This is a genomic window from Cypionkella sp., assembly GCF_036782355.1.
Classification (GTDB): domain Bacteria; phylum Pseudomonadota; class Alphaproteobacteria; order Rhodobacterales; family Rhodobacteraceae; genus Cypionkella.
Genome location: NZ_DAIPZF010000003.1, coordinates 54,616 through 74,620 on the forward strand (window position 1 = coordinate 54,616; position 20,005 = coordinate 74,620).

Annotated in this window: 13 protein-coding genes; 7 read left to right on the top strand and 6 right to left on the bottom strand. The window is 60.6% G+C overall.

What is annotated here, in order from left to right; all coding sequences use genetic code 11:
• Positions 1-7: 7 nt before the first annotated feature.
• On the bottom strand, positions 8-877 hold the full coding sequence (locus V7Q10_RS02120) for a hypothetical protein (protein WP_333867382.1): 870 nt from the start codon (positions 875-877) through the stop codon (positions 8-10).
• A gap of 173 nt (positions 878-1,050) precedes the next feature.
• Here V7Q10_RS02120 and V7Q10_RS02125 point away from each other — a divergent pair, with 173 nt between their 5' ends.
• Positions 1,051-1,926, top strand: coding sequence for a ribokinase (locus V7Q10_RS02125; protein WP_333867383.1), 876 nt, complete (start codon positions 1,051-1,053; stop codon positions 1,924-1,926).
• Positions 1,927-1,947: 21 nt separating this feature from the next.
• Here the strand turns inward: V7Q10_RS02125 and pbpC are convergent, their stop codons facing one another.
• Both pbpC and V7Q10_RS02135 read right to left on the bottom strand, forming a co-directional pair.
• Positions 1,948-3,990, bottom strand: coding sequence for a penicillin-binding protein 1C (pbpC, locus tag V7Q10_RS02130; protein WP_333867384.1), 2,043 nt, complete (start codon positions 3,988-3,990; stop codon positions 1,948-1,950).
• Entirely contained in the window at positions 3,987-9,323 is a 5,337-nt protein-coding gene (locus V7Q10_RS02135) for an alpha-2-macroglobulin family protein (protein WP_333867385.1), read from the bottom strand. Before V7Q10_RS02135 ends, pbpC begins: the two co-directional genes overlap by 4 nt.
• Before the next feature lie 238 nt (positions 9,324-9,561).
• Here V7Q10_RS02135 and V7Q10_RS02140 point away from each other — a divergent pair, with 238 nt between their 5' ends.
• Positions 9,562-12,120, top strand: a complete 2,559-nt coding sequence (locus V7Q10_RS02140) for a hybrid sensor histidine kinase/response regulator (protein WP_333867440.1) — start codon at positions 9,562-9,564, stop codon at positions 12,118-12,120.
• On the opposite strand, the gene yaaA is transcribed toward V7Q10_RS02140, so the two are convergent.
• From yaaA to V7Q10_RS02155, 3 genes are read right to left on the bottom strand one after another with little or no spacing between them, the layout of a single operon-like run.
• A complete protein-coding gene (yaaA, locus tag V7Q10_RS02145; protein ID WP_333867386.1) occupies positions 12,117-12,896 on the bottom strand; it encodes a peroxide stress protein YaaA in 780 nt (259 codons plus the stop codon). The two genes, V7Q10_RS02140 and yaaA, sit on opposite strands and share 4 nt — an antisense overlap.
• Before the next feature lie 43 nt (positions 12,897-12,939).
• Positions 12,940-14,985: a DNA helicase RecQ gene (recQ, locus tag V7Q10_RS02150; RefSeq protein ID WP_333867387.1), complete on the bottom strand. Its 2,046-nt coding sequence runs from the start codon at positions 14,983-14,985 to the stop codon at positions 12,940-12,942.
• A 42-nt stretch (positions 14,986-15,027) separates the two neighbouring features.
• Positions 15,028-15,315, bottom strand: a complete 288-nt coding sequence (locus tag V7Q10_RS02155; RefSeq protein ID WP_333867388.1) for a YggT family protein — start codon at positions 15,313-15,315, stop codon at positions 15,028-15,030.
• Positions 15,316-15,450: 135 nt separating this feature from the next.
• On the opposite strand from V7Q10_RS02155, the gene V7Q10_RS02160 reads away from it, so the two are divergent.
• The 5 genes from V7Q10_RS02160 (at position 15,451) to V7Q10_RS02180 (ending at position 19,870) form a co-directional block, all read left to right on the top strand.
• On the top strand, positions 15,451-15,981 hold the full coding sequence (locus V7Q10_RS02160) for an acyl-CoA thioesterase (RefSeq protein WP_333867389.1): 531 nt from the start codon (positions 15,451-15,453) through the stop codon (positions 15,979-15,981).
• Positions 15,982-16,045: 64 nt separating this feature from the next.
• Positions 16,046-17,413 (top strand): MFS transporter, encoded by a 1,368-nt coding sequence (locus tag V7Q10_RS02165; protein ID WP_333867390.1) that lies wholly within the window; start codon positions 16,046-16,048, stop codon positions 17,411-17,413.
• Positions 17,410-18,297, top strand: a complete 888-nt coding sequence (gene mepA / locus V7Q10_RS02170; protein ID WP_333867391.1) for a penicillin-insensitive murein endopeptidase — start codon at positions 17,410-17,412, stop codon at positions 18,295-18,297. Before V7Q10_RS02165 ends, mepA begins: the two co-directional genes overlap by 4 nt.
• Positions 18,270-19,166 (top strand): esterase-like activity of phytase family protein, encoded by an 897-nt coding sequence (locus V7Q10_RS02175; protein ID WP_333867392.1) that lies wholly within the window; start codon positions 18,270-18,272, stop codon positions 19,164-19,166. The genes mepA and V7Q10_RS02175 overlap by 28 nt, the downstream gene beginning before the upstream one ends.
• A gap of 83 nt (positions 19,167-19,249) precedes the next feature.
• Complete coding sequence (locus tag V7Q10_RS02180) at positions 19,250-19,870, top strand: queuosine precursor transporter (RefSeq protein WP_333867393.1); 621 nt, start codon at positions 19,250-19,252, stop codon at positions 19,868-19,870.
• The last annotated feature ends 135 nt before the right edge of the window (positions 19,871-20,005 follow it).

The following is a 20,005-nucleotide window of genomic DNA, read 5'->3' on the forward strand; positions in this document are numbered from 1 at the left end:
AATACACCTACTCAGAAGAGGCGATTTTCATCTCGGGAACAAGATCATTCAGCAAAAGATAGTCGCCAATCGCATCACAACTTGGCATGGCGACGGTCAAATCGGCTTTGACGACCTGACCTTGCAGGCTGAACAGCGTCTCGCCCAGCATTTCACGGCCGCAGCTGGTCTTGGTCACGGCCGCTTCAACCACAATCGCAGACTGGGAGGCAGGGTCCGGTGGATAGGTGTAAACCTGTGCCAGCAATGGGAAATCGGTGCTGCTGTCGCCTAGGTCTACCAAAAAACCTGCCTTTGCGGCTGCGCCCGCTGCGGGGGTGTTTGGATTTGTACGGCTGATATCGCCAGCCGCGTCGAAATCGGCGTTATGCTCTAGCCCGTGCAGTTGAAACTCATCCTCGCCCCCCCATTGCACAGCAAAACGACGGAGGTTCACAGCCTCGGGCAGCTCAAGGCTGCTGTGCAGTCGGCTGCCGTCTTTGAACAGCACTTCGACAGTGGCTTGCGGCATCAGCCCAGGGAGATCGGTAAAGATTGCGCCTGTCACTGTGGTCTTAGCCGTGATCGCAAGCCCCGCATGCTTTAGCACAACCCTTTCGTTCGGATGGCAGCTGGCCACAAGCGTCACCGCAATCATCGCGTTTTCCAATGCGGCAAGATCAAGACTGGTGACGCAATCGCGCTGTATCTTTGCGGGCGGTTTCGGCACGACCTCTGCCTGTGCGGTGACTGTTTCGATTTTGATCGGATGAAGATGCAGCTGACTTGAGACCGGCAGCGGTTGAGGCGCCGTGCTTTGCAGGTACTGCCCCGCAGCCAAGGCCAAAGCCAGCACCAGACAGCCGCGCGTCAAGGTCTGATAAGGATGAGCAGGCATAGGACCCTCCAGTTTGGTCGGACCCCCTGTTTTCGGCATTAAACACGGCAAGAGCGTGGCGAAATTGCGGAATGTTTCCGAATTTATGGTTAATACAGCGTGGTTTGATGGCTTGAACCTCTGGCCGCGCTGGTGTTCGGTGAGGGTCAGCTGTGCAGCGCGAGGAGGCCTTTATGACGATTTTAAATGTTGGGTCGATCAATTGGGATCGGGTGTATCGGGTCAAGCATTTCCCCGCGCCGGGTGAAACGATTGCGGCGGCAAGTGCCAGCCTTGGTTTGGGGGGCAAGGGGCTGAACCAATCGGTTGCCATTCTGCGCGCTGGTGGTGATGTGCGCCATATTGGCGGCGTTGCAGCCGATGATGCGCGTATGCTTGCGGCGCTGGCAAGTTTGGGGCTTGATACTTCGGGTCTGGCGTTGCTTGCAGATACCGAGACCGGCTCGGCGCTGATCTTGGTGGATGATGCGGCGGAAAATGTCATCGTGCTGGATCCGGGCGCAAATGCAAAGATCCCCGAAGCGGCGGTGTTGCAAGCGCTGGACGCCGCCCCCGTTGGCGGTTGGCTCTTGATGCAAAACGAGACAAACCTGCTGGATTTCACCCTGACCCAAGCGCGTGCCCGTGGATTGCGGCTGGCTCTTTCTGCCGCGCCCTTCCGGCCCGAGGATGTGACTCCGCATCTGCACAGCTTGGATCTTTTGTCGGTGAATGCGGTCGAGTTTGCGCAGTTGCAGGCCTCGCTGCCCAAGGGCGTCTCTTTGCCCAAGGATCTGGCGATTCTGGTGACCAAAGGCGCGGCAGGGGCCGATTACATTTTGGGCGATCAGGTGCTTTCGGCGCCGGCCCATCCTGTCGAGGCGGTTGATACCACGGGGGCTGGTGATACCTTTTTGGGCTATTTCCTTGCGCGGCTTGATGCAGCAGACGGGGTCGAGGCTGCGCTTGCCACAGCTATGGCCGCAGCTGCCTTGCAAGTCACCCGCCAAGGCGCTGTCGCCGCGATTCCCAATTTGGCCGAGGTGCATGACTTTCTGGCATCGCTTTGATCCTTTGCCGGTAGGGCCTGTCTAGCGCAACCGAACTTGGCTGCGCGCCGACCGCCCCTCGGCATCAATCACCGATAGGGTGACAAAGCCGCGCCCCAGATCGCCCAGCATCACCGCGCGCCCCCGTTCGGCCACCACCACTGGCGCGCCATTGGCCAGCCAGGTAAAGGGCGGGGTGCCTCCTGAAACCCGCGCCAAGACCCCATCGGGCAGCAGTTCGACCTCGGCGCCATCGGGCGGAAATGCCACGGCAGGCGTATCGGCAGGCGCGTCAAAAGCGGCACTGCGACTGCGGAAATGCCGCAGCGGCTGCGGCAGATCCAGCGTCGAGACCAGCAGCGTCGCGGGCGGGGCGGGGGGTTGCGGTGTCAGGGTAGGCTTCAGCCGCGCAAAGGCTTGAAACAGCACGGGCGCTGCCAGATCCGCGCCAAAGGCGCCCGGCACCGGCGTGCCATCGGGTCGCCCCATCCAGACCCCGATCACATGCCGCCCGTCGTAGCCAATCGCCCAGGCATCGCGGTGCCCGTAAGAGGTGCCGGTCTTATAGGCCAAGCGGTTGGCAGGCGCGCCGGGCGGCGGGGCCAAGCCCGCAAGGATATCGCCAATCTGCCACGCAGCAGCCTCTGACAGCACCCGCTGGCCCTGCGGATTTTGCGCCTGCGCCTTGTGGATCAGCGGCAGGCTGACCCCGCCGCGCGCGATCATCGCATAAAGCTGCACCATATCTTCCAACCGCAAACCAATGCCGCCCAAGGCAATCGCCAGCCCCGCCGTGCCATTGGGCAGCGCATAGGGCACCCCCGCCTGATCCAGCCGCGCCAGCAGTTTTGCAGGCCCCATCGCTTCGGTCAGCGCCACCACGGGGATGTTCAGCGATTGCTGCAAGGCCTCGCGGATGCGGATGGTGCCGCGATAATGGCGGTCAAAGTTCTGCGGGCGATAGCCGTTGAAATCGCTGGGCTGATCCTCGATCAGGGTTTCGGGATGTGCGAGGCCTTCGTCAAAGGCCATGCCATAAATCAGCGGCTTTAGCGTCGATCCGGGGCTGCGGATGGCGCGGGTCATATCGACAAAACCCGCGCGTTGGTCGGCCTGAAACGCCGCCGATCCAACCGAGGCCAAAATCTCGCCCGAGGCATGATCGGCCACCACCAGCGCCACTTGCAGCCGCGCGCCTTGGGCTGCGACCACCTCGCGGGCAAGCTGTTCCAGCTTGATCTGCAAAGTTTTGTCCAAGGTAAGCTGATGGCGTGACGGGCTGGGGGTTTCGGCCAGAACGCGGTCGGCCATATGCGGGGCAAGGGCGGGAAAGCTGCGGCGGGCGGCGGGCACCACCTCGCTGCGGGCGGCGCGCAACTGGTCGTTGTCAATCAGCCCATCGCGCCGCGCCCGCGCCAGAACGCGGTCGCGCGCATCAGAGGCCGCCGCCACTGCGCGGTCTGGCCGGCGGGCCTCGGGCGATTGCGGAATGGCGACCAAGAGCGCGATTTGCGCAGGCGTCAGGCGCAGCGGCTCTTTGCCAAAATAGGCCAGCGTCGCGGCGCGCAGCCCCTCTAGGTTGCCGCCATAGGGTGCCAGCTTTAGATAAAGCGTCAGGATTTCAGCCTTCGACAAGCGCCGCTCTAGCGCCAGCGCCAGCCGGATTTGCCGCAGTTTGCCCGCCCAATGCCCGGTGCCGCTGGCTTCCAACAGCCGCGCCACCTGCATGGTGATCGTTGATCCGCCCGAGTTGACATGCCCCTGCCAAACCGCCTGCGCCAGCGCGCGCAGCATCGCGCGCGTATCCACGCCGCTGTGCTGATAAAACCGCTTGTCCTCGTAAGACAGCAGTGCGGCGACAAAAGCCGGATCGACATCCGCCAGCCGCAGCCCCAAGCGCCATCTGCCATCTGCAACGGTATAGACCCGCAGCAAGGCGCCGCGCCGGTCCACCACCTCGACAGAGCTTTGCAGGCTTAGGCTGGGCAGATCGGTGGTGTCGATCCACTGATCGGCCAAATCACGGCCAAGGCCTGCCAGAAACAGGCCCGCCGCCAGCACAAAGACCGCCGCACCGCGCATCACTCGGCGATTGTGACGCTGCCCGCATCACTGCGGCCGGTCAGATCGGGGCGATACATATCTTCGACCGTGGCGGCAGGCAGGTGGAACACCCCCGGCGAGATTGCGCGCAAGACATAGCCCAGTTTGAACGGCTGATTCGAGCTGCGGTCAATCGCCGCCAAAAACCGATCTTGCCGAAACTGGGTTTGCGTGACGTCGCTTTCCAAGCCAAAGGCCGCCATGGCCTCGCTGGCGCTGGATAAAAGAGTGGGGTTATCAATTTCAAAACCGGCGGGCAGTGGGTCGTTGATCATCAACCGCGCCTCGCCGCGACCAAAGGGCGTAATGGTTAGGACAGTGGTAAAACGCTCACCAACCCGCAGCGCCTCGAGGCTAAGCGGAACGCCGTCTAGGCTGTAATAGCTGCGGCTAATGGCATAACCGGTGCCCCCCGCAACCACAGGTTCATTTGGCACACCCATTGTTGTCAAAGTCACATTTGTGTCTTTACCATCGTTTTGCAGGATCAGAGGACCGTCGCTTGGTGTTAAACGCCGCATAATGCGATCTGTGACAGTCGCACCTGTTTTACCTTGACCTGCTTCTGACCCTTGCAACAGGGCATGTGCGGCCAGCAAGCTCCAGACAGCCTCCTGTGTTGACAGCCGCAGGTTTGTGACAATCCGGTCTGTGAGGGCAGACCTGTCAACGGCTTTTGATCCGGCCTCGGTGGCCAGCGTCAAGACTGCTGCTGCGTCGCGGAACCCTGTTCCATAATCGGCTCGAAAGATCTGCTCGGTTTCCGGTCCGGCCATGGTTTGCAAGGCAAGCCCCGCCCGGCGGAACATCGCATCGGCGCGCGGTTGGTCGCCATAGCTTGCCAGCGCCGCCCCCAGTTGCGCCATAGCCATCGGGGTGGCAAAGGCCGCCCCCTTTACATCTGCGTAATAGCGCAGATCGCCCACAGCTGCCGCGCCTTCGCGCGCCAGCACCAGCAGCGCATAGGCAAGCCCCTCGCCGCCCTTGTCGAAATCGGCAGCATAGTTGACCTGATTGCGCAGATTGTCCAAGGCAGAGCGAAAGGCCTGATCCGGCACGGCGTAGCCCATGGCTTTGGCGCGGCTGAGGAAATCGGTGACATAGGAATCCAGCCACATATCGCCGCCGTCCTCGACCGGACCCCAAAGCCCAAAGGCGCCGTTCGAGGCCTGGTTTGTCAGCACATCGGCAATCGCGCCTTGAATGCGCTGCGTCAGATCCTCGGCCCCTTGCAGCTGCAACGCCTGGGCCAGATCGTTGAAATACAACAGCGGCAGCGCCTTTGAGGTGATCTGCTCGGTGCAGCCGTAAGGATAGCGGTCAAGCGCTGCCAACAGCCCCGCCGCATTCAGCCGCGCCAAAGGCCCAGTGACCACCGTCGCCGTGGCCGTTTCGGGGGTCAGCCCTGCAAATATACTGGCATCCAGTGTCAGACTTTGCCCCTGTTGCAGCGCAAAGCGCGACACCCTTGCGACGGCCGGATCATTGTTGCGCACGGGCACTGTTAGGGTTTTGCGCAACAGCTTGCCATCAGGGGTGGTCAAGACGACCTCGATCGTCTGATCGCCCAGATCGCGCGTTGTCAGCGGCACCCTGAACACCGCCTTGCCGTTCTGCGCCAGATCAAAGCGGTCAGGCACAGCGCCCAGAGTTAAACCGTTTGAGGTCACGCTTAGCCCAACTTCGCCCGCAGGCCCGCTGGCATGAATGATTTCCAACAGCATCCGGCTTTGATCGCCGGGCTGCAAGAACCGTGGCAGGCTGGCGGTGAGAACCACCGGATCGCGCACCAGCACATCGGCATTGGCCTGCCCGATGGCAGAGTTCGACCAAGCCACCACCATGACTTTGACCGTGCCGTTAAACGAAGGCAGCGCAAAACTGGCACGCGCGTAGCCATCCGCCCCCACCGCAATCGGCCCGGTGAAATTGGCGACCAAATCCTCGGTCGGCGGCGGGGCTTGCAGCCGCGCTTGTGCCGCCGCATCGCCGCCCGAGCGGGTTTCTCCCATCGCGCCCGACATCCCGTCGATCAGCCGCCCATAGAGATCGCGGATGCCAACGCCCAGTTTGCGCTGGCCAAAGTAATGCCCCTGCGGATCGGGCGGGGTATAGGCTGTCAGGTTCAAGATGCCCTGATCGACCGCCGCAATGGTGACAAAAGCCGTTTCGCCTGCCGCAATGCCCTGAACCTTGACCGCGACGTCAAGCGAGCCGCGTGGATCAGCCTCGGGCGCGGTTTCAATCGTGGTTTTCAGCGCACGCGGCCCCGGATCAATGCTGGCATAGGTCAGGCCCAGCGCACGCGCAGGGTTGCGCGCCGCCGCCACATCCATCGGCCGCAGCGCCTGCACCGTGACATAGGCCCCCGCGCCCCAATCGGCGCTTACCGGCAGTGGGATCAGGTTTTCGCCCGCCGCCACCGCCACCGTCTGCATCGCCACCAACCGGTTTGACAGCACGGTGATCAGCGCCGTGCCTTCAGCCTTTGGCACCAGCCGCAGCATCGCAGTTTCGCCCGAGGCATAGGCGGGCTTGTCCAGCGACATCTCTAACACATCCGGCGAATCGGAGGTATCGGCGGGGGCATACCATCCGGCATAAAACCGGGTCGAACTTGACGGGCCATTTGGCGCAGAAACCACCAGCTCGTATTGGCCCCAGTCTACCGCCGCCGCAATCGAGGTGGCGGTGTCGCCCAGATCGGCCATGCCTTCGGCCACGCGTTTGCGGCTGGTGACGGGTTCCCAGTTCCAACTGCCGCCAGACTGATACCATTGATAATTGGTCTCGATCCGCGTCAGGGTCCAAGTGACCTGCATCGGCACCGGCGCCAGATCGGCACCTATCGCAATCAGATCAAAGCGCGCCGCGCTTGCCTCGGCCACCACACCGTCGAACAAGGGCTTGATCCCGATCATGTCAGACGAGGGCGCAAGCAGGCGCGTCAGGCTGCGTTCAACCGGACGGCCCGAGCCTTCGGCGATGCGGGTGGTGACGCGCAATTCAAGTGGGCGGGCGGGGTCGTCTATTTGCGGCAGCGGCAGGGCGATCAGGGCTTGGCCTCTGGCATCGGTCTTGATGCCGCCAAAGCTGTCTTGTACCGGGCTGAACGGCGTATCCTCGCGGCCAAAAACATAGCGCGGCCAAGCCTCCAAGCCCTTGGCGGCGCGCAGCAAAACCTCGCCCTCAATCGCCAGATCAGCACCCGCCGCCCCAAACAGATATTTGGCAGCAACCGTCATTTCCGGGGCATCGCCCAGACGAATCGCGGCATCAGGCAGGCTCTGGCTGAAATCAATGCGTTCGGGCAGAAAATCTTCCACCAGCACGGTTTTGGATTGCAACGCCGGAGCCTCTAGGTCGGCGAAAACCGCCAAGCTCCACAGCCCACGCGGGGCAGAGCCTGCGACGGGCAGCGCAAAGATATGACCGCCCGCGCCCGCATCTGCCATCTGCGCGCGGCTGTATTCAACGCCATCTGGCCGGCGCAAAATCGCGGTCAGCGGCAGACCGACAATCGCCTTGGCACTGCTGTCGCGGGTCAGGGCTGTGGCGTAGATCGTCTCGCCGGCGCGGTAAGCGCCGCGATCTGTGGTCAGAAACACATCAACCGGCGGCGCAGCCTCGCGCCCCGCAACGCCGCGATCTGACAGATCAAATTCGGGATCGGTCAGCGACAAAAACGCGATATCATCACTGCCTGCCGTTGCCACAATCAGCGCAGGCGCGTGGCCCCCCGTGCCCAGCGCAAGCGCTGCCTCAAAACGCGCATAGCCCTGATCGTCGGTCACCGCCGCGCCAAGCACCTCGTTCGCGGCCGACAAAAGCTGAACCGAGACGCCCGGCTTTGCCGCTGCAGTGCCAAGGCTGCGCACAAAGACATGCAGCCCGTCGGTGCCCGACAAACTGGTCAGCCCCAGATCCGAGATCACAAACCACTGCCAGCTTGCGGGCACATCATAGGGGTCTACCCCTGGCACCGCTGCGCGCAGGGCATATATTCCGGCGGGTTGACCATTAAGTGCCTGGCCAAGCGGCAGGCGGGTGGTGACATCGACGTTCACCTCTTGCCGCACCAAGCCCGCCCCATGCCAGATTTCTGCGCCGATTCTGTCGCTGAAATCCTGTTCCCGATAGAGGTTCATCGGCGCGCCGAAATAGCTGTCTTGCAGCGCGCGCAGCATGTTGCGATCTGAAATCTTGAACAGGGTGAGGTCCAGCTTTTCTGTGTTCACGGTTTCCACCGGAATCGCCTGATCTTGCCCGCGTGGCAGCACATAGCCCCGCCCAGCAAAGCGCACACTGGGTTTGCGGTCGCGGACATAGGCCGTCACCTCGACCGATTTCGCCAGCGTTTGGCCATCAGCGGCAGGCAGGCCCGCGCGCAGAGTAAAGCTGTTGCGCGAGCCAAACTGCACGCCCTCGATACAAAGCTGCTGGTCGCCGTCGCTGCTGACCGTCAGGCTTTGATCGGAGAGCTGCACAAAATTGGTATAATCGACGCCCGATTTTGCCAAAGGCTCGGATAGGGTGACACAAATCCGTGGCCTCGCGCTGTCGGATTGCACTTGAGTCTCAAGCATCCGAAAGCCGTAAAGCCCGATGACCCGATCAAGAGCCGCTGCGGTGTCATCGCGGGCCTGTAAGCTTTGCGCCAATTGAAGTGCAGGCACAGCCAGACGGCCTCGATCCAGACCTTCTAAAGCCGCGGCCATGCCGACCAAGATCGAATGGCGCAGCGCAGGGCTATCCCCGCGTAGATAGGCATTTACGCCAGCATAATAGGCTTGGGTGTAATAGATCAGCGCATCGTCTTGCGCAGCAATAGCGCGCTGCCGCAGGTCTTCGGCATAATCGGCCCAAGCCTCGGCGCTATCGGTCAAGCTGACCAAAGTGGCGTAGTCGCTGCTGCTGGCCAGATCTTCGGCGCTTAGGTCATTCACCGGAAAGGCATTGGCCATGGCCTTGGCCTGTAATGTAATCTGGGGCATCTCCCAATCCTGCACAAAGCTTAAATCGGCGCGCAGAGCCTCGGCTCTGGTCAAAATCTCTGGATCGGTGGCAAAGCGATAGCCCGAGATCGCATTGGCAAAACCAACTGGCGCGCCTGCATTGGCCTTGGCAAAGCACGAGCCGTTGCGCTGGTTAAAGGTAAAGGCCTCACAGGCGGTATTGCTGGCACAGGCGCGTTGGCAGGCGTCGAGAGTTGTGTCGAAAATCGAGGCGATATCGCCACCCGGAAGATCGGTGTCTTGCCTGATCAGAAAACGCGTTTCGGGAACCAGAGTCTCGGCCGCTATGGGTTGGGGCATCAGAAAGGCGGTCGAAAGACTCATTCCAATGAAAAGGTATGCAAGACCAGCACGCATATCGAAACCCTCCAAAATACTTGCACAGACTGGCACGGTATCGGCCTTGGCAGCAAGCTTAGCGATTGGGCCGCGAAGAATTCTGTGGCGTTAATTGGCCATTCATTTTGTTGCGCGAAACTGTGGGCAATAAAGGGCTGTGACCCAGACCCGCACACAGAAAGTGATGATCGTAAAACCGATGGAATTTGCAGAACGGTTGGCAAAAGAACGGCGGGCGCGGCTGGCGGCAGAGCGGCTGCTAAAGCACAAAAGCCGAGAGCTTTTCATCGCCAATGAAAAGCTTGGCCTGCATGCCCGCGCGCTCTCTGACCAGATTGTTGAACAGCGCCAAGTTGTTGCAACCGCGCTGGGCGAGGCAGAGCGGTTAAAGGGGCAGGAAACCCGTTTTGTCGCCGATCTGGACCGCGCGCATACGGTGGCGGTTATGGCAGAACGTCGGCTTTGGGATAGCATCGACACCATTTCAGATGGCTTCGCGGTGTTTGATGCCAACCAAAAGCTTGTTGCCGCAAATTCCGCCTATCTGGCGCTGTTTGATGATCCTGCGATCACGCTTGGTTTGCCCTATCCTGATCTGCTTGGCCTCATTGCCCGCAACCGCCAGATTGATCTTGGCGGTGTCCCTGCGGATCTGTGGATCACCGATATGTTGGCACGCTGGGACAGCGACTTGATCGAACCGATGGTGCTGCAAATCCGCCCGGGCACTTGGATCCGCCTGATCGACAAACGCGCGGGCGACGGCGACATGGTCAGCCTGGCCATCAATATCACTGAAGAAATGCGAATTCTGGCAGCCATAGAGGCTATTCCAGACGGCTTTGTACTATTTGACAGGGAGGATCGTCTTGTGATCTGCAACCAAAACTATCGCGATATCTATGCAGACTCGGCGCCTGCCATGGTGCCGGGCACCACCTTTGAAGAAATTCTGCGCTATGGCTTGCAATGCGGCCAATATGCCGAAGCCATTGGCCGCGAGGATGATTGGCTTTCCGAACGCATGGCGCAGCGCGGCAACCCCGGCACAGTGATCGAACAGCAGCTGGCTGACGGAACTTGGGTGCGCGCGCAGGACAAGGCCACGCCCGATGGTGGCCGCGTCGGCCTGCGCATCGACATCACGCCGCTTAAGGAACAGCAGGCTGCGCTTGAAGCCGCCCGCGTCGCGGCTGAGGCGGCAAGCCGTGCGAAATCGGCGTTTTTGGCGAATATGAGCCACGAGATCCGCACGCCGATGAATGGCGTTGTTGGCATGGCGGAGCTGCTTTGCGACACCTCGCTCTCTGAAGAGCAGCGCCTTTTTGCTGAAACCATCCGGTCTTCGGGTGAGGCTTTGCTGGTGATCATCAATGACATCCTCGATTTCTCGAAGATCGAGGCGGAACGGCTGACGCTGCATCCAGAACCCTTTGATCTGGAACGCACAATTCACGAAATCAGCATGTTGCTTCAGCCGCGCGCCCGCGAAAAGGGGCTGGATCTGATGATTGATTTCGACATGTTCCTGCCCACGCGCTATGTCGGCGACCCAGGGCGCGTGCGGCAGATTTTGACCAATCTGATCGGAAATGCGGTCAAGTTTACGGAAAAAGGCCATGTGCTGATTCGCGTCGTCGGTCTAGAGGGCGAGACCGGCCATCACGAGCTGCATGTCACGGTCGAAGATACCGGCGTTGGCATCGCTGCCGAAAATTTGGCCGATATTTTTGGCGAGTTTAACCAAGTTGAAACCGCCACCAACCGCAAATTTGAGGGCACTGGGCTTGGCCTCGCCATCACCAAACGCCTAATCGAGCGGATGAAGGGCGAAATCTGGGTTGATAGCGAGCTTGGCAAGGGCTCTTGCTTTGGCTTTCGGCTTTCATTGCCCATCGCCGAAGAGCCCGAGATGCTACGCGGAACCATTGCGGTTAAAAAGGTGCTGGCGGTGGACGATCAATTCATCAATCGCACGATTTTGGAACGCCAGCTGGTGCCTTGTGGCATTTCCGTAACCCTTTGTCGCAGCGGTGCCGAGGCTTTGGCGGCGCTAAAGAAAGAAAGCTTTGACGTCATCATCACCGATCACGAAATGCCCGAGATGGATGGGCTTGTGCTGACCCAACGCATTCGCGAGGCTGGCATCGATTCGCCTATCATTCTACTGTCCTCTAGCCCAAAAAATGCGCAAGATCTGCGCGCTTCCGAGACCTTTGCGGCCCTGTTGCAAAAGCCGATCCTGCGCGCTGATCTTTACCGTCAGTTGCAAAATATCACGATGCCGCTGGCTGAAGTGGCCGAAGCCGTTGTCCTGCCCGAGGTGTCAGCGCCGACCGAGCTGCGGCAAATGCGGGTGCTGGCCGCTGAGGATAACCGCACCAATCAGCTGGTGTTTCAGAAAATGGTGCGTGATGCGGATATCGATCTGGTCTTTGCCAATAATGGCGTCGAGGCCGTGGCATTGTTTCAAAGCTTTCAGCCGGATATGATCTTCATGGATATTTCAATGCCTCAGATGGATGGCCGCGAAGCCAGCTTGGCCATTCGTGCGCTTGAGGCGGGCAAAACCCATGTGCCGATTGTTGCCCTGACCGCGCATGCGATGGATGGTGATTCGGCCGATATTCTTGCAGCGGGGATTGATCGCTATATGACCAAGCCGCTGCGTAAAGGCGCTATCGCGGCCACTTTGTCAGAGTTTTGCCCGCCCCTTGCCCGCGCGCCAATGCCGGCGGCCGAAGAAAACGCGGCCTAAGCGGCTTCTGTCTCGACTGCGCTGCGGCTGAACACCAGCCGCAGCGCATCAGATTGCGCGGCCTGAAACTGATAGCCGCCCAGATCAAAACTGCGCAGATCGGCGGGGTCTGTCAGATGGTGCAGGCTGATATAGCGCGCCATCGCCCCGCGCGCCTTTTTCGCCCAAAAGCTGACGATCTTTGCCTCGCCGCCACGCTCTTCCAAAAACACCGGCGTGATGATTGGCAGGCGCAGCGCTTTGACATCGACCGCGCCGAAATACTCGGTCGAGGCGCAATTGACCAAGGCCTGCGCGCCAACTTCGGCCGCAAGATCATTCAGCGCATCGGCGATTTTGCTGCCCCAAAAGGCGTAAAGATCGCGGCCTTTGGGGTTTTCCAACCGGCTGCCCATTTCCAACCGATAGGGCAGGATCGCATCCATTGGGCGTAACAGCCCGTAAAGCCCGGATAAAATCCGCAAATGCCGCTGCGCCCAGCGCAGAGCGTCAGGCTCTAGGCTGCGGGCCTCTAGCCCGGCATAGGTGTCGCCGTCGAACAAAAATGCCGCAGGTTGACCAGCCGCCTTTGGGTCAAAGCTCTGAAACCGGTCATGGTTAAGCTGCGCCAGTTTCTCGGAGATATGCATCAACTTGCCCAGATCCGCGGCCGAAAGCCCACGCGCGATCTGCGCCAGATTGGCAGCCTCGGCGGTAAAATCGGGCTGGGTCGCGGCCAAAGGGCTGCTTTGGGCGGTCTCATTCAGGCGTTTGGCGGGCGAAATCACGGTCAGCATGGCGGCTCCTTTTCAGGATAAATAGCGGGCGGGGCGCAAAGGTCTAGGCCTCGCGCAGAACGGCCAAGAAGGCCTCGCCAAAGCGTTCGATTTTTTGCGGGCCAAGATCGCCGATCCGGTCCAGATCGGACAGGGTCGAGGGGCGGCCTTCGGCGATTTTGCGCAACGCGCCTTGGCTTAGCGACAGCGGTTTTCCGGTGCCATCTTCGCCGCGTTGCAGCCGCAGCTGTTCTTGCGACAGCCGGTCAAACACCTGCCCGGCATCGCGGCCAACCAGCCGTTTGCGCGCCGGATGCATCGCCCCCGCGCTGGCGCCGGTGATCACTTCCAAAAAGCCGCGACCATAGCTTTCCAGCTTTTTCGCGCCAACCCCGGTGATGCCCATCATCTGATCCAACGAGGCGGGCCGCTTTTCGGCCATCTCGATCAGGGTGCGGTCGGCGAAAATTACATAGGCGGGCACGCCTGCGGCCTCGGCCAAGGCGCGGCGCTTGGCTTTCAGCGCCGAAAGCAGGCTCATATCCTCTTCGGCGACCATCATTTTGATGGCGACGCGCGGGGTGGCTTTTTCGACGGTATCGCTGCGCAGAGTGATCGCCGCCTCGCCGCGCAGGATCGGCCGCGCGGCCTCGGTCATCCGCAGCGCGCCAAAGCGGTCGGGGTCGGGCCGCACCAGATCGCGGCCCATCATCTGGCGAAACACCGCACCCCAAGCCGGTTTTGACAGCTCGCGCCCTATTGCAAAGGTGGGCAGGCTGTCATGGCCCTTTTCGCGGACTTTGGCAGTGCTGTTGCCGGTCAGAATATCAATCAAATGGCCCGCGCCGAAATATTCGCCAGTGCGCAACATCGCCGAAAGCGCCTTGCGCACCGCATCGGTAGCGTCAAACAGGGCCGCAGGGCGGTCGCACAGATCGCAATTGCCGCAAGGCTCGGATGCCTCGCCAAAATACCCCAGCAGCACCTGACGCCGGCAGGCTACCGCCTCGGCCAGACCCAAAAGCGCGTTCAGCCGACCGTGATCGGCATCTTTGCGTTCGGGGGGCGCAAGGCCTTCGTCGATCTGGGTGCGGCGCAGACGAATGTCGTCGGGGCCGTAAAGCGTCAGGGTCTCGGCCGCAGCGCCATCGCGGCCCGCGCGGCCAATTTCCTGATAATAGCCCTCGATCGACTTGGGCAGATCGGCATGCGCGACCCAGCGAATATCGGGTTTGTCGATGCCCATGCCAAAGGCCACGGTGGCCACAACGATCAGCCCGTCTTCTTGCTGAAAGCGGATTTCGACGCGGCGGCGGTCTTCGGCATCCATGCCGCCGTGATAAAAGCAGGCGGCATGCGCTTCGGCGCGCAGGGCCTGCGCCAGCGTTTCGGTTTTCGCCCGCGTGCCGCAATAGACGATGCCCGATTGCCCCCGCCGCGCGCCTGCAAAGCGCAAGATCTGCTCGCGCGGGCCATCTTTGACGGCAAAGGCAAGGTGGATATTGGGGCGATCAAAGCCGCGCAGAAAGGTCGCGGGGGCCTCGCCGTCGAACAGGCGGGTGACGATTTCGGCGCGGGTTTCTTCATCTGCTGTGGCGGTAAAAGCGGCCAAGGGCACGCCCAAGCTGCGCCGCAGCGCGCCGATGCGCAGATAATCTGGCCGGAAATCATGGCCCCATTGGCTGACGCAATGCGCCTCGTCGACCGCGATCATGGTGCAGTTGATCCGCCGCAGCATCGGCACGGTTTGCGCCGAGGCCAGCCGTTCTGGCGCCATATACAACAGCTTAAGCGCGCCCGCATCCAGCTTGGCGAAGACCTCTTCGGTTTCTTCTTCGGTATTGCCCGAGGTCAGCGCACCGGCCTCGACGCCCGCTTCGCGCAGCGCGCGCACTTGATCACGCATCAGCGCAATTAAGGGCGAGATCACCACCGTCACCCCGTCGCGGCACAGGGCTGGCAGTTGAAAACACAGCGATTTTCCGCCACCCGTTGGCATGATTGCCAGCGTGTTGCGCCCGGCCATCACCGCATCGACAATCTCTTCCTGACCTTGCCGAAACCCGGAAAAGCCAAAGACAGTTTGCAGCAATGCGGTGGGTTCAGGCATTCTTACTCTATTCGCCGTCAGGCACTGGGGGGCGGCAGCGGTTTAGTAGAAGGCCATCTGATTGCGCAGCAGCAGTTGCTTTAGCACCATGATGCCGATCAGCACCACCAGCGGCGAAAAATCCACCCCTGACATCGAGGGCAGCATCCGGCGGATTGGCGCATAGACGGGTTCCAGAATCCGGCCCAAGAACGACCAGAGCTTATAGACCAGCGGCTGACGAATGTTCAGCACCTGAAAATTGATCAGCCAGCTCATTAAGGCCTGCGCCAGAACGATCCATTGCGCGATCAGCAAGGCATTCCAAATTAGCGTGAAGATTAAGGGCATCGAAAGGCTCCAACCACTACAGATGGTGCCAGAGGTAACGCCAGCCCCCCGAAAGGGCAATGCTTTCCGTCGCGTTTTACTTGACCTGCGGGGGGTCTGCGGGCAGGGATGGGGCCAAAGCACAGGGGATTTGCGATGTATCCGATTTTTCGCATGGCTAAAGAGCTGTGGAAATTCCGCAAGTCAGCCGCTTTGAGCATTTTGCAGCCGCATATCAGCACGCATCGGGTTTGGCCTTGGGATCTGGACGTTTGGTTCGAGCTGAACAACGGCCGCACCCTGACGCTGTTTGATCTGGGCCGGATTCCCATGGCCAAGCGGATGGGGTTTGACAGCGTGGCCCGCGCGCGCGGCTGGGGGCTGACGGTTGCGGGCAATTCGACTCGCTATCGCAAACGGGTGACGGCGTTTCAGCGTCTGACCCAAGTCAGCCGCGTGGTTGGTTGGGACACAAGATTTGTCTATCTTGAGCAAAGCTTTTGGCGGGGGGACGAATGCACAACCCATATGCTGTTGCGCAATGCTTTTATCTCGAAGGCCGGAATGGTGCCGCCTGCCGAGGTTTTGGCAGCCCTTGGCCAAAGTCAGCCCAGCCCACCCTTGCCCGAGTGGATCAGCGATTGGATCGCGGCAGAGGCCAAGCGGCCTTGGCCACCGCAGCGCTAGGCCGCGCTTGCGCCAGCGCGCGTTTTCAGGCTTGATCCGCAGCAAGCAATCGAAGGGGTAGGCAATGGCAACGGCTCGGCAACGCATTTGGGGTTGGTGGTTTTTCGATTGGGCCAGCCAGCCCTATAGCACTCTGCTTTTGACCTTTATCTTCGGCCCCTATTTCGCCGAGGTGGCGCGCAGCTATTACATGGGCACCGGCATGGCGGAAGAAGCCGCAAAGGCCGCTGCCCAAGCCTATTGGGGCTATGGGCTGACCATCGCGTCGATTTTGATCGCGGTTTTGGCGCCAATTTTGGGGGCGGTTGCCGATGGCACCGGCCGGCGGATGATCTGGATCTGGATTTTCTCGATGTTCTATGTGGTTGGTGCGGCGGGCCTGTGGTGGGTGGTGCCCGGCGGCGAAGCCAGCACCTTGGCTTGGGGCGTGGCGCTGTTTGGTCTGGGTTTTATCGGCATGGAGTTCACCACGATCTTCACCAATGCCCTGATGCCAAGTCTGACCGACCATGACGAGATTGGCGCGGTCTCTGGCACCGGATTCGCCTTTGGTTATTTGGGCGGTCTGCTGGCGCTGATCTTGATGCTGTTGCTGTTTGCCGAAAATGCGGCCACCGGCAAAACCTTGCTGGGGATTGACCCGCTATTTGGCTTTGACGCCGAAGCCCGCGAGGGCACCCGCTTTGTCGGGCCGCTGACGGCGCTGTGGTATGTGGTTTTCATGATCCCGTTTTTCCTTTGGGTGAAAGAACCAAAGATGCCCGCGACGCGGCTGCATATCGGCAAGGCCTTGGGCAGTTTGAAAGAGTTAATCGCTGGCCTACGCTTTCGCAAAAGCCTTGCCGCCTATCTGACGTCGTCGCTGTTTTACCGCGACGCGCTGAACGCGCTTTATGGGTTTGGCGGGGTCTATGCCTCGAATGTGCTGAATTGGTCGATCACCCAGATTGGGGTCTTCGGGATTTTGGGCGGCATCACGGCAATGGTTGCTTCGTTTATCGGCGGCAAGCTCGACAACCGCTTTGGTCCGCGCTTTGTGATCGGCTGGGCGATTGTGGTGCTGATGTTTGTCTGCATCATCATCGTGGGCATGACCCGCGAAAGCCTGTGGGGCATTGCGCTTGATCCAGCCTCGGCGACGCCGGATATCATCTTTTACATCTGCGGCGGGTTGATTGGGGCGGCGGGCGGGCCGTTGCAGGCGGCCTCGCGCACCATGTTGCTGCGCCACACCACGCCAGACCGCGCGACCGAGGCCTTTGGTCTGTTCGCGCTCTCGGGCAAGGTCGCCAGCTTTATGTCGCCGTTTTTGATCGCGGTTGTCTCGCAAGCCAGCGGGTCGGCGCGCATTGGCATCTCGCCGGTGATCTTCTTGTTTCTGATTGGACTTATTCTGTTACTCTGGGTCAATCCAAAGGGTGAACGGGCATGATAGCCAGAATAGTTATGATTGCGGCGCTGTTTGCGCCTGTGCCGGGTGTTGCAGAGCAGCTGGCCAATAAGCTTTTTGGTGCGACGAAAGCCCCCAGCCAGCAAGAGGCTGCACCGATTGGCACCTATGCCAAGGGCTGTGCCGCGGGTAATGTCGAACTGCCCGAATCCGGGCCGACATGGCAGGCGATGCGGCTGTCGCGCAATCGCAATTATGGTCAGCCAGTTTTGGTGCAATATCTGGAGGATCTTTCGGTCAAGGCCACCCAGATCGGCTGGAAGGGGCTTTATATCGGCGATATGGGCCAGCCGCGCGGCGGGCCGATGACCTCGGGTCATGCCAGCCATCAGATCGGGCTGGATGCCGATATCTGGATGCTGCCGCCCACAAGCCTGACGCTGTCGCGGGCCGAGCGGGAAAAGATCAGCTCGATCCCCGTACGCTCGGCCGATCAGCGCAGTGTCACGAAAAACTGGACGCCGCAGCACGCGGCCTTGTTGCAGGCCGCCGCCTCTGATCCGCGGATCGAGCGGATTTTTGTCGCGGCAGCCGTGAAGATTGCGATGTGCAAGACCGCAAAGCCGGCCGATAAAAGCTGGCTGCAAAAGATCAGGCCGATTTATGGCCATGACACGCATTTTCATGTGCGGCTGAAATGCCCTGCGGGCGCAAGCCAATGCCAGACCCAAACGCCGACGGTGTCGCAATTGTCCAAGGGCGGCAATGGCTGCGATGAAACCCTGCAATGGTGGGTGTCGGAGGCCTATCTGAACCCGCCCAAGCCGAAGCCTTCGGCCAAACCTGTGCCCCGCAAAAAAGGCGCGCGCGATTACACCTTGGCCGACCTGCCTGCCCAATGCGCCGCCGTTCTATCCTCGCGTTAGGCCTTGGGCTGGTGTTTTTGGCGGGCCTGCAAGGCAGCGCCAGCCCCTTGCCGCCGCTTGGGTTTGTGGGGGCTTTTGACTGGCGGGCCGATGATCCGCGCTTTGGTGGGTTTTCTGGGCTGGAACTGTCCGAGGATGGCGCAAGCTATGTCGCGCTGTCAGATCGCGGCGGCTTTACCCAAGGCAAGATCCTGCGCGATGCCGAGGGCCGGATTGTCAGCATAACCACCGCCCCCGTGCAACTGCTGCAAGGCGAGGATGGCCGGCCGCTGAAACCGCTTCAGACCGATAGCGAAGGTTTGGCGCTTGCAGCGGATGGGTCGATGTTTGTCTCGTTCGAGGGGGGCGCGCGGGTTGCGCATTACGCCCGCCTTGACGGCCCCGCCAAAAACCTGCCCCGCGCCCCCGAGTTTGCCAAGCTGCAGATCAACTCTTCGCTTGAAGCGCTGGCGATTGGGCTGGATGGTGCGCTTTACACCCTGCCTGAGCGGAGTGGAAACGCAGACATCCCCTTTCCGGTCTATCGGTTTCAAGCTGGCAGCTGGGACAGCACTTTGTCGGTGCGGCGCGACGGTGGCTTTCTGCCTGTGGGCGCAGATTTTGGCCCTGATGGCCGCTATTATCTGCTGGAGCGTGATTTTCGCGGCCTTGCCGGTTTTGCCAGCCGCCTGCGCCGATTTACCGTGACGCCAGATGCGATGACCGAGGAAACCACGCTGCTAGAGACCCCGACGGGGCTTTATGACAACCTTGAAGGCCTGTCGATCTGGCGGGATGCGCAGGGCCATTTGCGGGCGAGCATGGTGTCAGATGATAACTTTGCCTTCTTTTTGCGCACGCAATTGATCGAGTATCGCCTGCCCGATTGACAGCCCGCAGCGCAGGGTCTAAGCCGCCGCGTCCCGACATGGGGCATCCAAGTCTCCGCGACCTTGTAAAAAACGGAATGAACATGAACAAACTTCTGCCCGGCGTTATCGCCATGGCCATCGTTGTGGTGGTCTCTAACATCCTTGTGCAATATCCAATCGGCCAATGGCTGACCTGGGGTGCCTTTACCTATCCCTTTGCCTTTCTGGTCTCGGAACTCGTCAACCGCTTTCACGGCGTGCAAGCTGCGCGGCGGGTGGTCTATGCGGGCTTTGTGGTTGGCCTGATCTGTTCGCTGATCGGCACGCAAATCATCGGCGAATACGGGCCCTTGGTGACGCTGCGCGTCGCGATTGGTTCGGGCGTGGCTTTCCTTGTGGCGCAACTGCTGGACGTCAGTGTGTTTGACCGCCTGCGCCGCTCTGCTTGGTGGCGCGCGCCGTTTTTGGGGTCTTTCCTTGGCTCCAGCGTCGACACGCTGTTGTTTTTCAGCATCGCGTTTTCGGCGACATTGGTCTGGATCGAGCCAGGCAATGATATCTCTTGGGCGATCGAAAGCGTGCCTTTGCTGGGCTTTGGCCCTGCGGTGCCGCTGTGGGTTTCGCTGGGGTTTGCCGATTGGGGTGTCAAAGTTGCTGTTGATATCATCGCGCTGATGCCTTTCCGTGCAATTGTCTCGAAATATGCGGCACGGGTAGCGTAAAAGCTTTTGACATACACAAAATCTGTGTCACCATCCTCTTATCGGCAACATTTTGAAAGGAGGTGACCCAGTGTCTAGAGTGATAGTGGAGAGCGGTGTCGGGACAGTCATGGGGGGCGTTTTCTAGAAGCAGCC